The sequence below is a fragment of the Actinocorallia aurantiaca genome (assembly GCF_039533685.1).
GTDB lineage: Bacteria > Actinomycetota > Actinomycetes > Streptosporangiales > Streptosporangiaceae > Actinocorallia > Actinocorallia aurantiaca.
This window is the reverse complement of the sequence record NZ_BAAATZ010000015.1, coordinates 21,452-33,467: the sequence shown is the minus strand read 5'-3', so window position 1 is coordinate 33,467 and position 12,016 is coordinate 21,452. Positions and strand designations below refer to the sequence as shown.

Below are 12,016 nucleotides of genomic sequence, written 5' to 3'. Positions count from 1 at the left end.
GCGCGGGGCACATCTGAAGGGATGCCAGGCTCCGGACACGATGAGAGGACGCACGGATGACCCTCGCGGAGGACTTCCTTCTGCTGGCCATGCACGAGGAGAAGGGCAAGCCCGTCATCCCCGTGCTCAGGGTCGAGTGCGGTCTGGTGGGAGCGGTCCTGGCCGAGCTGGTCGTCGCAGGACGGATCGGCTTCGAGGGCCGTAAGGGGGACGAGATCGTCGTGCTGGACCCGACGCCTCTGGGCACCCCCGAGGAGGACGCCGTTCTCGCCCGGATCGTCGAGGAGAAGCCGCGCCGCACGCAGTGGTGGTTCAACAAGCTCAAGTCGCAGCTGCGTCAGCGGACGGTGGAGAGGCTGGTCGCGAGCGGAATTCTGGCCGAGGAGCGCCACAGCCTCCTGGGCTTCATCCCCGTGACCCGCCACCCCGAGGCGGACCCGCTCCCCGAGCTGGAGGTGCGCGGCCGCCTGACCACCGTGCTCAACGGGGCCCCGGCCGACGCCCGGAGCGCCACGCTGCTGGCGATCGTCCAGGCGTGCGGCCTGAACCGCGCGGTCTTCCCGGAGCTCGACAAGAAGGAGTTCAAGCGCCGCGTCGAGGCGCTCGGCGAGGGCGCCGAGGTCGGCGCGGCCGTCAAGAAGACGATCGAGCAGATCGAGGGGGCGATGGTCGCCCTCATGGTGGCGGCCACCGCGGGAGCCGCCGCCGGCGGAGGGTGAGCGGACCGGCGCCGGAACTCACCCCGTGGGAGTGTGCCTCTCGTTGATCAGCTCGTACGCCTCCCGGTGCATCCCTTCGACGTCGGGCACGTTCTTCAGCACCAGCTGGCCGTTGTCCCCGCCGGACTCCACGACCAGCGTCCCGGAGCCGAGGAAGCGCTGCAGGAGGCTCTGCGTGAACTGCACGTCGCTCACCCGGGCGAGCGGAACGTCTCGTCCGGTGCGGGTGAACACCCCGGTACGCAGCACCAGGCGGTGGCTGGACAGGATGTACCGGGTGGTGAACCACCGCAGGAACGGCCCGGTGAACGTCACCAGCGCCGCGGCGGCCGCGATGACGGCGGCACCGATCCGCAGCGGCCCCTGAAGGTCCCAGTCCGGCATGAAGTAGATGGCCGCGCCGCCGACGACGGCGATGAGCAGGAGCAGCAGGACGCCCTTCAGCAGGGTCGTCCAGTGCGGGTGAACATCGAGGACGATCGCCTCGTCATCGGTCAGTTCGAGAGCCATGGCGCATAGCGTGACAGGTCACTGCCCGATTTGTCTCCCCCCGGACGGCCTCCCCGGTCACGTCTCCGCTGGTCCCGACCGGTGGGCGAGGAACTCCCGGTAGGTGACCGGCGGCCGGCCGCCGAGCCGCTCGATCGCCTCGGTGACCCGGTAGAGCGGGTGCTCGGGAGTGGTCCGGAAGATCTCCCAGAGCGCGGACAGGTGCTCCACGGTGTGCGGGTCGCCGAGCACGGCCAGCAGGTCACGGCGCCACTGCCCGGGATCGGCGTCGACGTACTCCAGTGACAGTCCGCAGACCTCCCGGAGCACCTCGGCGACCTCCCCGACGGAGAGCATCTGGCCGGTCAGGTGCACGACGGGCTCGACGGCTCCGGGGGAGAGGAGGAGCGCGACCGCCACCCGCGCGACGTCCTCTGCCGCGATCAGGGGCACGCGCGTGCTCGGCGGCCCGAGCGGGACGGCCAGCTCACGCCACCCGGACAGCGCGGCCAGGACCGTCAGGTTCTCGTGGAAGACGGCCGCCCTGAGATGGACGGCGCCCACTCCGGCCCAGTCGAAGACCTGCTCGGACAGCCAGTGCTGGCGCATCCGCGGCGTGCGGGCCTCGATGCGCGCGTCGAGCTGGGACACTTCGACGACCCGCTCGACGTTCTCCTCCCGCGCGGCTGCGGCGAAGACGACCGTCGCGTCCAGCAAGCCGCCCGTGACGGGGTAGGTGAAGAACGCCCGTCTCACCCCGACCAGCGCGGGCCGTACGTCGTTGATCTCACGCAGATCTCCTACGTGGATTTCCGCTCCGAGTTCGCGCAGACGTGCCGCACGTTCGTCGTCTCTGCGGACGAACGCCCGCACAGGCTGCTCCTGGGCGAGCAGCGCCTCGGCGACCAGCCGTCCCGTAGAACCCTGGACGCCGCCCGCCGCGCCCGTAACGAGGAACATCAGGCCCTCCCCGGCAGCCGAAGGCTGAACGCTCCCAGCCCTTCCAGAACCCGGAGGAACGGCTCGGCCTCGAACGCCTCGGCCGGGCTGTGGACACCTGCTCCGACCTCGCCTTCGGCGAGCCGTACGGCCCCTTCCACAGAGGCGTGCACTCCGGCCAGCCAGAGATCCTCGCCGACGATCCGGCCGGCGGCGCTGTTCTTCCCGAGCGCCTGAACGGCCACCATGAACTCCGACCGCGCGCGGTCCTCCGGGGCGGCGTCCTCGCTGACGAACACCTGATCCTCGGTGAAGGTGTGCGCGGTGAGCTGGGCCTCGATGTTCCGGGCCCGGACATGCCGCTGTGCCAGCACGACGTCGCAGGACGGCAGAGGCGCGATCATCGTCCGGGGCCCGACCGGAGGAGGGAACGGGAAGACGACGTTCCGCGGCTCGACGTATCCGACTCGCTGCTCACCATCGGTGAAGGTGATCCGCTCGGTCTCGGCGAAGAGCTGCTCTGCCGTGTCCTTCGCCCCGGTCGTCATCCGCCATCCCGAGACGGCATACGCGATGGTCACCACGTCGAGCTCGTCCATCCCCTCCGTGACGGCTCCGGCGAGCAGGTCGCCGAGCCCTCCGTAGAAGCTCAGCCCGGGGACCATGGCGACCCCGTTACGCCGTGCCGTCTCCTGCAGCTCGTCGAAGAGCCACCGCACATGATGCGACTCCACGGCGTGGTCGACGTAGTGGCACCCGACCTCGGCGGCGGTCCGTGCGATGACCCGCCCCGTCTTGGAGAACGGGCCCGCGCACTGCACGATCACGTCTGCTTCCCGCACCAGCTCCCGGACGGCCGCGGGATCGTCCGCCCGGACCGGACGCGGCAGTCCCGGGTCCCGTCCCGCCAAGAGCGGCTCATACCCCCGCTTCCGCAGTTCCTCGACGACGAGCCGACCCGTGTGACCGGTGGCCCCGTAGACCGCGATGACCGAACGCCTCATGCTTCACCCCTCCCCGGGTTCGTACGTGTGTTCGAATCAACACTTGCATACCCTGGGTATGGAAACAAGGGAGAAAATCCAGAGATGCCCCGACGAACCCAGGCCGAACGCTCCGAAGCCACCACGACGGCCCTGTCGGCCGCCGCCCACGCGCTCTTCGGCCGGGCCGGTTACCCGGCCACGTCCCTGGACGCCGTCGCGGCCGAGGCTGGTGTCACCAAGGGCGCGCTCTACCACCACTTCTCGAGCAAGAGAGATCTGTTCGAAGCGGCCTTCATCCGGGAACAGGAGAGGATCACCGCCCGCTTGGAGGAGGTCGCCGCCGGACACCCGGATGTCTGGCAGGCCCTCCACCAAGGCATCCGGGTGTTCCTGGAGCACTGCCTGGACGCCTCGTTCCGCCGGATCGTCCTGCTCGACGCTCCGCACGTCCTCGGCTGGGAAGCCGTGCGCGAGATCGAATACGCGCACGTCCTACGCGTCCTGAGGGCGGGCCTGGAAGCGGCCCGGGCCGAAGGCCGCCTGGCGACGACGGACGTGACGGTCTCGGCCCACATGCTCTTCGGCGCCCTCTGCGAAGCCGGAATGCTCCTGGCCCGCCACCCCTCTCCGTCCGAAGCCCTCCCGACCCTGGTGCGGGAGGCCGAACGCCTCCTCTCCGCGCTGAAACCCGACGCAGTGGGGCCGTCTCTCGACGGCTGAGGTCATGTCCGGGCTGCTGCGATGGCCTCGTCGAGGGTGTCGAGCCGGAGGTCGTCGGGCTCGGTGGGGCCGACCTCGAACCCGCCGGAGAGCACGGCGGCGAGGAGCTCTCCGAACTCGGCTCCGTGGTCGGCCCAGGGGTCGGCCACGACCAGGTAGTGCCTGCCCGTCAGGTCTCCGTCCCGGCCGGTGATGAAGAACATCGTCTCGCCGCTCCTCTCGTAGGAGACGTCGAGGCCCAGATGGGGGAAGGTCCGCGGGGTGAGGCCGTCCTCGGCGTACCAGCGCAGCGGCCTCCCGGACGAGAGCGTGAGCCCGTAACGGCTGACCAGGTTCCGGGTGCCGCTCGAAGGAACGGGATCCGGTCCGCTCACCACGGTGAACGGAGTGCTCTCCCTCGCGACGTCCATCGCCCGCGTCAGCACCCGGTCGGCCGAACGCGTCCGGAACCGCGCCTCGCAGCGGTCCGCCACTTCGTAGAACTGCCGCCACAGGGGCGGGTTTCCCTGTTTCCGACTCCAATCGGCGTAGCTTCCCCCGAGCCACTCCGTCAGGGCGATCAGCGCCGACCTCAGGTAGATCCCGTTCCCGTACTGAAAGTGCACGACCATGATCGAAATCTAGGGATCCCGGCCGGCCCCTCCTGTGCCGCATGACGCGTTGCCCGGAACATATTGGCCAGAAGCGGGCGGTTTGGCTTATGGCGGGCGCGGCGGAGAGCACGGCAAGATCATGTGAATCTCGCTTTTGTTGTTATCGAAGTGAGTTTTTCTTCCATGAGAGGGCTTCCCCGATATGACGACGACTCCCGAGACTCCGCTGTGGCTGCAGGGAAGGGACGCGGTCATCGCCGCCGCCTCGCCCGAGGACTGGCGCGAAGGCGTGCCCGACTACCACTACTCGCAGGAGATCATGCCGGCGCAGCGGACGAAGCAGCTGGAGGCCGGATCGCTGGAAGCGATCGTGGAGAGCATCGTTCAGGTCTTCGAAATGGAGGTCTCGCACAAGAAGGACCCCGCCACCTGGGTCTCGATGGTCACCGAGCACTTCCGCACCAACGCCAACGGCGGCCAGTGGGCGTCATCCGCGGACATCGTGGAAAGGGGCAGCTACAACATCCTCATCGGTGACAGCCCCTTCTACCCGTCGGCCTCCGAATCCTTCGAGTCCTCTCACAAGGTCTTTCTCAAGACCTTCCCGATGGGCTTCTTCTGGGAAGTCCTCGAAGTCCTCTCCCCGCCGCCCGTCATCGCCTTCAAATGGCGCCACTGGGGCACCTTCGAGGGCGAGTACAAGGGCTTCGCCCCCACCAACGAGGTCATAGAGATGTTCGGCCTCAGCGTCGCCAAGGTCGCCGACGACCTCCGCCTCCTCGAAGTCGAGCACTACTACGACCCGAACTCCTTCCTCGGAAAGCTCACCGGCGGCTGCCCCCTCTCCAGCTGACCCGCATGCCGGCCCCGGGTTCGGGCACTTCCCCCCGATGCTCCGAGCCCGGGGCCTCTTCCACCCGTCCCGGCCGTTCAGCGTGAGCGGTCGAGCGCCTCGCCGGGTGTGCTCTGCCCGCCGAGGAGATGCTTCCTTCCCCAGTCGCCGAGCGGAGCCAGCGCCTCGTTGAGGGAGACTCCGAGCGGGGTGAGGGCGTAGGTGACACGGCGCACCGCTCCCTCGAGCGCCTCCTCCCGGAAGACGATGCCGTCGGCCTCCAGTTCCCGCAGGTGCGAGGTGAGGACTTTCTCGGTGATGCCGGGGATGTCCCGCCGCAGCTCGCCGAACCGGCGCGGGGACGCCTCCAGCGCCCACAGGATGAGCACCTTCCATTTGCCCCCGACCACGTCGATCGCCGCGTCGATGCCGCACACGTAGGTGTTCCTCCTGCTCATGCACTTACTTTAAAGTGGCCGCCGACAAAAAGGTGCGTACTTGATCATGGTCGGGACGCAGGCGACGCTGATCGGCATGGACACCGACACCGCTGACAAGACGCCCGTCACCCTCCTCGGCCTCGGCGACATGGGCACCGCGCTCGCCCGCGCGTGGCGTGCCGCGGGGCATCCCCTGACCGTCTGGAACCGCACTCCGCAGAAGGCGGGACCGCTGGCGGAAGAGGGCGCCCGGGTGGCGGCCACCCAGACCGAGGCGGTGGCCTCGGCGGACGGCCCCGTCATCCTCTGCCTGCTGGACGACGCCTCCGTGGACGAGGTCCTGGACGGCGCCGACCTGTTCGGCAAGGACCTCGTCAACCTGACCACGAGCACTCCCGCCCAGGCCCGGCGGCGCGCCCGGTGGGCCGAGAAGCGCGGGGCGCGCCTCCTGGACGGCGGGATCATGGCGGTCCCCCCGATGATCGGCCGGCCGGAGACCGGCGGCTACATCCTCTACAGCGGAGACCGCGCGCTGTTCGAACGCCACCGAGAGCTTCTGGAGGTCCCCGCCGGAGCGAAGTTCGTCGGCGAGGACGCGGGCCACGCGGCGTTGCACGACATCGCCCTGCTCAGCGCGATGACCGGCATGTTCGCGGGCATCACCCATGCTTTCGCCCTGGTGCACGAGGAGAAGGACCTCGACCGGGCGGAGCTCGCCTCCCTGCTCGTGGAATGGCTCGGAGCCATGGCCGGCAGCGCCCACGAGATCGCCGACCAACTGGCGAGCGGCGACTACACCGAGGGCGTCACCTCCAACCTCGCCATGATGACGGCGGGCAACGACACCCTCCTGGCCTCGGCGGAGGACCAGTCCGTGGATCCCCGGCTTCTCACCCCCTACATGGAGCTGATGAGCCGCCGGGTGGCCCAGGGCCACGGCGACGAGGGCCTGGCCGGCCTGGTCACCCTGATCCGCCGAGAGTGATGCCCTGAACCACCGGGCCGCTAACCGGACGCGAGACCGCGGAGCGCGGTGACCGTCCTCCAGTTCCTGGTGGTCGCGACCACGCCGAGCCTGCGTTCGATGAAGGCGTTGTCGAGCTTGGTCCGCCCGTATCCGTCCGGGTAGTGAAGGTGGAGTTCCCGGCCTTCCAGCGAGAACTCGGCGGTCTCGCCGGGCGGCTTCACCAGCCCGTCCACGCGCTCCGGCGCGGGCACGTCCCTGAGGAAGGTGACGTGCAGCTTGGCCGGGTCGGATTCGCGGTCGAGAAAAGGGTTGGCCGTGAAGACGCGCTCCAGGTCGTTCCCGGTACGCAGCAGGATCCGGGCGGGGACGCCGAAATCCGCCGCGACGCGTGTTTCGAGTTCCTCGGCCAGGCCCTCGGGCGGGCGGCTGGAATCGAAGAGCACGTTCCCGCTCTGCAGATACGTCTTCACCTCGGTGTGGCCCAGATCGGCGAACGACTCCCGCAGCGCCGCCATGCCGATCCGGGCGCTGCGGCCGACGTTGATGCCGCGCAGCAAAGCGATATACCTCGACATGATCTGAACCTCCGCCTCTCGGTGGGGGACCATAGCGCGGTTTCAACCGCCGATCCGGACTATGCGAGCACCTTGGCGATGAAGGCGGCCAGGTTGGCCCGCATACGGGTGATCTTCTCGTCCACGGAGATGGTCTCGGCGAGTTCTCCGCCCACGGCCGTCTGCTTCCTGCCCCGGGTGTAGAGGGAGCAGGCCAGGTCGGTGCACAGGTACTGCCCGACCGTGTTGCCCTGCCGTCCGGCCTCGCCGGTGCGGCGCGCCGTCATCAGGGCCACGCCGCCGCTGGTGTGGGTGGTCAGGCACAACGAGCACATGCTGCGCGCGGTGAAGCCGCGCGAGCCCCCCGACGTGGCCCGAAGCGAGATCCCGAGGAGCCGGTCGCCGTGGTCGACGACCAGGTAGCCGCGGTCGGGGGCGCCGGGATCGCGCCACCCGAGGAAGTCGAGCTCGTCCCAGGGCTGCTCCTCCAGGTCCCTGGGGACGTTCACCCGCTTGGCCTCGCCCTTGGAGCAGTTGACGAACGACCTGCGGACATCGCTCTCGGTGATGGCTCTCATGTGCGGCGAGGCTAGTTCGCCTAATATGATTAGGCAAATCCTTTATTCGATTACATCGAGGGAGATCCATGGCGGGCAGGGGCCTCACCGTCGAACGCATCACCCGGACGGCGGCGGACCTGGCCGACGAGCTCGGCTTCGACGGCCTGACGGTCTCGGCGGTCGCGCGCAGGCTGGGCGTCAAGGACCCGAACCTGTACGCGCACATCGAGAACGCGAGAGAGCTGAAGGTGCGGGTGGCCCTGCTGGCCCTGGAGGAGATGGCGGACAGGGCCACCGCCGCGCTGGCCGGCCGCGCGGGCAAGGACGCGCTGGTGGCCTTCGCCGACGTCTACCGCGACTACGCCAAGGAGCACCCGGGCCGGTACACCGCGGCCCGCTTCGACCTCGACCCGCAGACCGCCGCCGCCGGCGCGGGCCCCCGGCACTCGGAGATGATGCGGGCGATCCTGCGCGGCTACGACCTCCCGGAGTCCGACCAGACCGACGCCGTGCGCTTCCTGGGCGGCGCCTTCCACGGCTACGTGAGCCTGGAGATGGCAGGCGGCTTCCGCCACACCCCCCGCGACGCCGACGCCTCCTGGACCTGGACCCTGGACACCCTCGACCTGGCCCTCAGAAGCCGTTCCAGAAAGCCGACCTGACCGATGCGCCGCTGATATCAGGGGGTATCCGGCGGATTCACCACGTTATGATCACGCGACCCATGACGTAGCACGGGTTCCTTCGACGGCTGAAAGGTGCCCTTCATGCGGGCCAAACGGGTCGCCTCGATGGCCGGAGTCCTCTTGATGGTTCTCGGCCTGATCGGTGCGGTGAGTCCGGCCCGGAAACCCTCTGCCCCGATCCGCGAGGCGGCCGTCCCGGCCCGTAAGCCCTTCGGCCCGGCCGGCGAGCCCAGGATTCCGGCACTCGACTACCAGGCGTCGGGTTGTCCGGCCGAGCCGTACGAGGGCGCCGGCGTGCACGGCTGGCCTGACCCCGACCGGACGGCGCCCGCCTACAGCCGCAGCCTCGCTCCCAGAGGCGCCGACCACGCCCTGCTGTGCCAGGCGTTCGATCCCGAGAAATCTTCGTGGTTCGAGCGGCTGCGCATCGTCCGAGGTGTGGAGGAACTGCAGCAGATCATGGACGCGCTCCCTCTGACGGAACCCGGTGGGGTCTCGACCATGGTCGGTTTCCCGGAGCTGAACCTGGTGCTGCACTACCCGGACGGTCGGCGGGTCGTCGCATCGTTCGAGTTCAACCGTGGAGAGGTGAGCTCCTACCGGGCGGTCCGCCGGGGCGCGACGCGGCTCACCCGTGAGTTCGCCCGCCTGTGGCGTGCGGAGCACACCTCGCTCGACCCGTCCGAGGTCGAGCCTGCGGCCTGCCTTTCGACCCAGATCGATCTGCGCGAGGACACCTTCCGGCATCCGGCCCCGCCCATCGTCCGAGGTTTCGACGCGTGGTCCGTCTCGGACGAGCCCAAGCTGCCATCGCCTCTCTCGGTCGTCCGCGCCTGCCGCTACACGGCCGACAAAAACGGACAGTTGACCCTGCGCACCCAGAAAGCCGTCCGCACCGGTCTGGAGCCGGTCCGAACCGCCGTGAACACCAGGAAGAAACCGAAGCGAATCCGCTGCGGCGAGTATGGAAGACCGCCGCTCACGGCTTTGGACACCCTCCACCTGACGGACGTCACCGGCCGCACCGAGCACGTCTATGTCGCCCGCGAGCCTTGCGAGACCGAGAAGACCGTGGGGTACGCCGGAGGCATGCCCGTGGCCCCCGAGATCTCGGCCATGCTCGCCAGGCTCCTCGACTGAGAGCGGATCTCACACTCGTGGTGCCGGTCAACGCCGGCTGTCCTCGGCGCCGTTGGGGGTCTCTTCGCCGGGGGTGGCCTGCCCGGTGTGGAGGATTTCGCGGTCCCACCGGTGTCGTGGCTGGGTGTGCAGCCGCCAGTAGTGCTCGGCGATGTCGTCCGGGTCGAAGCCCGTGCCCGGGGCGACGGGGCCGTCCACGGTGACGGTCGCCACGTGGATGCCGGAGGGCCCGTATTCCCGGTCGAGCAGCGTCACCAGGGTTCGCACACCGGCCTTGCCGAGCGAGAGGCTGACGTACTGGGGCTTTGGATCGGGCATCCCGCCGGTGATGATGAACGAACCGCTACCGCGTCGCGCCATCACGGGCAGGAGGTGGGCGGCGGCGGTGACCGCTCCGACCACGTTGACCGCCCAGGCGTCCAGGTGGGCTCGCGCGGACAGCTCTCCCAGCGCGTCGGCCTGGATGATCGCGGCGTTGTACACCACGACGTCCGGCGGCCCGATCTCGCCGACCACCCTATCGAGGGCGGCGCGTAGCGCGGCGTCGTCGGTGCTGTCGGCCGCCGAGGCGACGACCCTCACTCCGCTGGGGGCGACGGCCTCGGACACGGTGCTCAACGTCTCGTCGTTGCGTGCGATGAGGGCGATCGGCAGCCCCTCCCGGGCGAACCGGCGGGCGACGGCCTGACCGATTCCCGGACCCGCTCCGATGATCACTACTCCGGACATCCCTGCCTCCTTGATCGACTGATCGGTGACAATGGGGACGTTAGGGCGTCACATCGATGTGAAGGTCAACCCCGGAGGGAGCCCATGCGGATCGGAGACCTCGCCGACGCGACGGGAGTCAACCGGCGGCTGCTGCGTTACTACGAAGAGCAGGGCCTGCTCCGGCCGGCACGGCTCGCCAACGGTTACCGCGAGTACTCCGAGTCGGACGTGGCCGCGGTACGCCATATCCGGGCACTTCTCGCCGCCGGTCTCCCCACTGTCGTCATCGCACGCCTTCTCCACTGTGTTCACGACGAAGGCGAGCGGCTCGTACCGTCGGCCTGCCCGGGAATGATCACCGAACTGCGACGAGAACGCGGCCGCGTCGTCGATGCGATCACCGAGCTCCAGGCGTCTCGGCGAGCACTCGACACCATGCTCGCCTCCGCCTTGGGCCAGCCTGGTGACGTCACCGACGACCTTGACTGAAGCTCTCCGGCCAGGGCCGACCTGACGCGCGGTGCCGGCCGGGTCGGCCTCTGGGAAATCGGTGAGCTGACGTGGGCCTCTGATGCGGCTGTCGGCCGACCGGGGCCATGACCGCGGTGAACCGGGCATGTTCCGAAGGGCTCGGGGTCTCGCAGAATCGGTCGTTTCTGCGAGGCCCCGGATTCAAGCGCGGCCGTCGGGCGAGCGGCTGTGTCGAGCGGTGGTCAGCTGGGGCCGCAGGCGCAGCCGGTGTCGGCCGTGGCGGGCTGGGGCGCCTGGTCGGTGGTGCAGCAGGCCTGGGGTGCGCCGTCGGCGCTCTTGCCGAGGGTGTCGGCGTCGGCCTTGACCGTGTAGACCTCCCAGGGCTCGGCGCCGGGCGCGGTCACCCAGACCTTGTCCTGCAGGGCGTAGCAGCAGGAGGTGTCGTTCTCCTCGAAGGTGGCCAGGCCCGCCTCGGCCAGGCGGGTGGCGGCGGCGGTGACGTGCTCGGTGCCGTCCACCTCGACGCCCAGGTGGTCCAGGCGGGTGGGCTCGCCCTGCTCGCCCTCGAGGAGGACGAGCTTGAGCGGGGGCTCGGCGATGGCGAAGTTGGCGTAACCGGGCCGGACCTTGGCGGGCTCGGCGTTGAACAGGCGCGAGTAGAACGCGATCGACCCCTGCAGGTCGGCGACGCGAAGGGCGAGCTGGACGCGGGACATGACGGTCTCCTCAGCGGTTGTATCGATGTCTGTCTATCCAGACTTGCACGCTGGATCGAGGAATGTCAATATAGATGCATGTCGAAACAAGAGCTTCGGGTCCTCGGGCAGGACGGCGTGGAGGGGTGCTGCCCCGGCCTGCTGAGCGCGCCGCTGGCCGCCGATGAGGCCGTCGATCTGGCCCGGGTGTTCAAGGCGCTGGGCGATCCGGTGCGGTTGCAGCTGCTGTCGATGATCGCCTCGCGGGCGGGCGGGGAGGTGTGCGTGTGCGACCTGACGCCGTCGTTCGAGTTGTCGCAGCCGACGATCTCCCACCACCTGAAGCTGCTGCGCGAGGCCGGGCTGATCGACGGGGAACGGCGCGGCACCTGGGTGTACTACCGGCTGGTGCCCGCCACGGTCGACCGGCTGGCGGCGATCCTGACCCGGCCGGGCGGGCGGCCCCTGCCCGAAACCTCCACCACCGCGCACCGGTCCTGAAAGGCGTCCCTTC

The 12,016-nt window shown here is 69.3% G+C and carries 17 protein-coding genes; 8 read left to right on the top strand and 9 right to left on the bottom strand.

What is annotated here, in order from left to right; translation table 11 throughout:
• The first annotated feature begins 56 nt into the window (after nucleotides 1-56).
• Entirely contained in the window at nucleotides 57-719 is a 663-nt protein-coding gene (locus tag ABD327_RS19485; RefSeq protein WP_344451933.1) for a GOLPH3/VPS74 family protein, read from the top strand.
• Between the two features lie 18 nt (nucleotides 720-737).
• Here the strand turns inward: ABD327_RS19485 and ABD327_RS19480 are convergent, their stop codons facing one another.
• The 3 genes from ABD327_RS19480 to ABD327_RS19470 are packed head-to-tail and all read right to left on the bottom strand — an operon-like array spanning nucleotide 738 to nucleotide 3,151.
• Nucleotides 738-1,229: a PH domain-containing protein gene (locus ABD327_RS19480; RefSeq protein ID WP_344451932.1), complete on the bottom strand. Its 492-nt coding sequence runs from the start codon at nucleotides 1,227-1,229 to the stop codon at nucleotides 738-740.
• 57 nt (nucleotides 1,230-1,286) lie between these two features.
• Entirely contained in the window at nucleotides 1,287-2,168 is an 882-nt protein-coding gene (locus ABD327_RS19475) for an NmrA family NAD(P)-binding protein (protein WP_344451931.1), read from the bottom strand.
• Nucleotides 2,168-3,151, bottom strand: coding sequence for a saccharopine dehydrogenase NADP-binding domain-containing protein (locus ABD327_RS19470; RefSeq protein WP_344451930.1), 984 nt, complete (start codon nucleotides 3,149-3,151; stop codon nucleotides 2,168-2,170). Before ABD327_RS19470 ends, ABD327_RS19475 begins: the two co-directional genes overlap by 1 nt.
• 84 nt (nucleotides 3,152-3,235) lie before the next feature.
• On the opposite strand from ABD327_RS19470, the gene ABD327_RS19465 reads away from it, so the two are divergent.
• The gene (locus tag ABD327_RS19465; protein ID WP_344451929.1) at nucleotides 3,236-3,853 is read left to right on the top strand and encodes a TetR/AcrR family transcriptional regulator; all 618 of its coding nucleotides are present in this window, start codon (nucleotides 3,236-3,238) and stop codon (nucleotides 3,851-3,853) included.
• A 2-nt stretch (nucleotides 3,854-3,855) separates the two neighbouring features.
• Here the strand turns inward: ABD327_RS19465 and ABD327_RS19460 are convergent, their stop codons facing one another.
• Entirely contained in the window at nucleotides 3,856-4,464 is a 609-nt protein-coding gene (locus ABD327_RS19460) for a hypothetical protein (RefSeq protein WP_344451928.1), read from the bottom strand.
• Nucleotides 4,465-4,648: 184 nt separating this feature from the next.
• Between ABD327_RS19460 and ABD327_RS19455 the strand changes: the two genes are divergently transcribed.
• Nucleotides 4,649-5,299 (top strand): hypothetical protein, encoded by a 651-nt coding sequence (locus ABD327_RS19455; protein ID WP_344451927.1) that lies wholly within the window; start codon nucleotides 4,649-4,651, stop codon nucleotides 5,297-5,299.
• Nucleotides 5,300-5,376: 77 nt separating this feature from the next.
• Here ABD327_RS19455 and ABD327_RS19450 read toward each other — a convergent pair whose 3' ends face one another.
• Entirely contained in the window at nucleotides 5,377-5,736 is a 360-nt protein-coding gene (locus ABD327_RS19450; RefSeq protein WP_344451926.1) for a winged helix-turn-helix transcriptional regulator, read from the bottom strand.
• Between the two features lie 76 nt (nucleotides 5,737-5,812).
• On the opposite strand from ABD327_RS19450, the gene ABD327_RS19445 reads away from it, so the two are divergent.
• Nucleotides 5,813-6,703 carry an NAD(P)-dependent oxidoreductase gene (locus ABD327_RS19445; RefSeq protein WP_425547163.1) on the top strand — a complete coding sequence of 297 codons (891 nt, stop codon included), beginning with the start codon at nucleotides 5,813-5,815 and terminating at the stop codon, nucleotides 6,701-6,703.
• Between the two features lie 20 nt (nucleotides 6,704-6,723).
• Here the strand turns inward: ABD327_RS19445 and ABD327_RS19440 are convergent, their stop codons facing one another.
• Nucleotides 6,724-7,260, bottom strand: a complete 537-nt coding sequence (locus ABD327_RS19440; protein WP_344451924.1) for a DUF1697 domain-containing protein — start codon at nucleotides 7,258-7,260, stop codon at nucleotides 6,724-6,726.
• A gap of 59 nt (nucleotides 7,261-7,319) precedes the next feature.
• Nucleotides 7,320-7,817, bottom strand: a complete 498-nt coding sequence (locus tag ABD327_RS19435) for an FBP domain-containing protein (protein WP_344451923.1) — start codon at nucleotides 7,815-7,817, stop codon at nucleotides 7,320-7,322.
• 68 nt (nucleotides 7,818-7,885) lie between these two features.
• Here ABD327_RS19435 and ABD327_RS19430 point away from each other — a divergent pair, with 68 nt between their 5' ends.
• Both ABD327_RS19430 and ABD327_RS19425 read left to right on the top strand, forming a co-directional pair.
• Entirely contained in the window at nucleotides 7,886-8,461 is a 576-nt protein-coding gene (locus ABD327_RS19430; RefSeq protein ID WP_344451922.1) for a TetR/AcrR family transcriptional regulator, read from the top strand.
• Nucleotides 8,462-8,566: 105 nt separating this feature from the next.
• Entirely contained in the window at nucleotides 8,567-9,625 is a 1,059-nt protein-coding gene (locus tag ABD327_RS19425) for a hypothetical protein (protein ID WP_344451920.1), read from the top strand.
• A 27-nt stretch (nucleotides 9,626-9,652) separates the two neighbouring features.
• On the opposite strand, the gene ABD327_RS19420 is transcribed toward ABD327_RS19425, so the two are convergent.
• Complete coding sequence (locus ABD327_RS19420; protein ID WP_344451919.1) at nucleotides 9,653-10,354, bottom strand: SDR family NAD(P)-dependent oxidoreductase; 702 nt, start codon at nucleotides 10,352-10,354, stop codon at nucleotides 9,653-9,655.
• 84 nt (nucleotides 10,355-10,438) lie between these two features.
• Here ABD327_RS19420 and ABD327_RS19415 point away from each other — a divergent pair, with 84 nt between their 5' ends.
• Complete coding sequence (locus ABD327_RS19415) at nucleotides 10,439-10,825, top strand: MerR family transcriptional regulator (RefSeq protein ID WP_344451918.1); 387 nt, start codon at nucleotides 10,439-10,441, stop codon at nucleotides 10,823-10,825.
• A 224-nt stretch (nucleotides 10,826-11,049) separates the two neighbouring features.
• Here the strand turns inward: ABD327_RS19415 and ABD327_RS19410 are convergent, their stop codons facing one another.
• The gene (locus ABD327_RS19410; protein ID WP_344451917.1) at nucleotides 11,050-11,523 is read right to left on the bottom strand and encodes an ArsI/CadI family heavy metal resistance metalloenzyme; all 474 of its coding nucleotides are present in this window, start codon (nucleotides 11,521-11,523) and stop codon (nucleotides 11,050-11,052) included.
• Nucleotides 11,524-11,601: 78 nt separating this feature from the next.
• Between ABD327_RS19410 and ABD327_RS19405 the strand changes: the two genes are divergently transcribed.
• A complete protein-coding gene (locus ABD327_RS19405; protein ID WP_344451916.1) occupies nucleotides 11,602-12,003 on the top strand; it encodes an ArsR/SmtB family transcription factor in 402 nt (133 codons plus the stop codon).
• Nucleotides 12,004-12,016 lie beyond the last annotated feature (13 nt).

Excerpts from the sequence above, each read along its gene's own strand:
- ABD327_RS19455 (WP_344451927.1), top strand. The coding sequence starts at position 4,649 with ATGACGACGACTCCCGAGACTCCGCTGTGGCTGCAGGGAAGGGACGCG.
- ABD327_RS19470 (WP_344451930.1), bottom strand. The coding sequence starts at position 3,151 with ATGAGGCGTTCGGTCATCGCGGTCTACGGGGCCACCGGTCACACGGGT.
- ABD327_RS19475 (WP_344451931.1), bottom strand. The coding sequence starts at position 2,168 with ATGTTCCTCGTTACGGGCGCGGCGGGCGGCGTCCAGGGTTCTACGGGA.
- ABD327_RS19420 (WP_344451919.1), bottom strand. The coding sequence starts at position 10,354 with ATGTCCGGAGTAGTGATCATCGGAGCGGGTCCGGGAATCGGTCAGGCC.
- ABD327_RS19445 (WP_425547163.1), top strand. The coding sequence starts at position 5,813 with ATGGACACCGACACCGCTGACAAGACGCCCGTCACCCTCCTCGGCCTC.
- ABD327_RS19430 (WP_344451922.1), top strand. The coding sequence starts at position 7,886 with ATGGCGGGCAGGGGCCTCACCGTCGAACGCATCACCCGGACGGCGGCG.
- ABD327_RS19405 (WP_344451916.1), top strand. The coding sequence starts at position 11,602 with ATGTCGAAACAAGAGCTTCGGGTCCTCGGGCAGGACGGCGTGGAGGGG.
- ABD327_RS19460 (WP_344451928.1), bottom strand. The coding sequence starts at position 4,464 with ATGGTCGTGCACTTTCAGTACGGGAACGGGATCTACCTGAGGTCGGCG.
- ABD327_RS19485 (WP_344451933.1), top strand. The coding sequence starts at position 57 with ATGACCCTCGCGGAGGACTTCCTTCTGCTGGCCATGCACGAGGAGAAG.
- ABD327_RS19415 (WP_344451918.1), top strand. The coding sequence starts at position 10,439 with ATGCGGATCGGAGACCTCGCCGACGCGACGGGAGTCAACCGGCGGCTG.
- ABD327_RS19410 (WP_344451917.1), bottom strand. The coding sequence starts at position 11,523 with ATGTCCCGCGTCCAGCTCGCCCTTCGCGTCGCCGACCTGCAGGGGTCG.
- ABD327_RS19425 (WP_344451920.1), top strand. The coding sequence starts at position 8,567 with ATGCGGGCCAAACGGGTCGCCTCGATGGCCGGAGTCCTCTTGATGGTT.
- ABD327_RS19450 (WP_344451926.1), bottom strand. The coding sequence starts at position 5,736 with ATGAGCAGGAGGAACACCTACGTGTGCGGCATCGACGCGGCGATCGAC.
- ABD327_RS19480 (WP_344451932.1), bottom strand. The coding sequence starts at position 1,229 with ATGGCTCTCGAACTGACCGATGACGAGGCGATCGTCCTCGATGTTCAC.
- ABD327_RS19465 (WP_344451929.1), top strand. The coding sequence starts at position 3,236 with ATGCCCCGACGAACCCAGGCCGAACGCTCCGAAGCCACCACGACGGCC.
- ABD327_RS19435 (WP_344451923.1), bottom strand. The coding sequence starts at position 7,817 with ATGAGAGCCATCACCGAGAGCGATGTCCGCAGGTCGTTCGTCAACTGC.
- ABD327_RS19440 (WP_344451924.1), bottom strand. The coding sequence starts at position 7,260 with ATGTCGAGGTATATCGCTTTGCTGCGCGGCATCAACGTCGGCCGCAGC.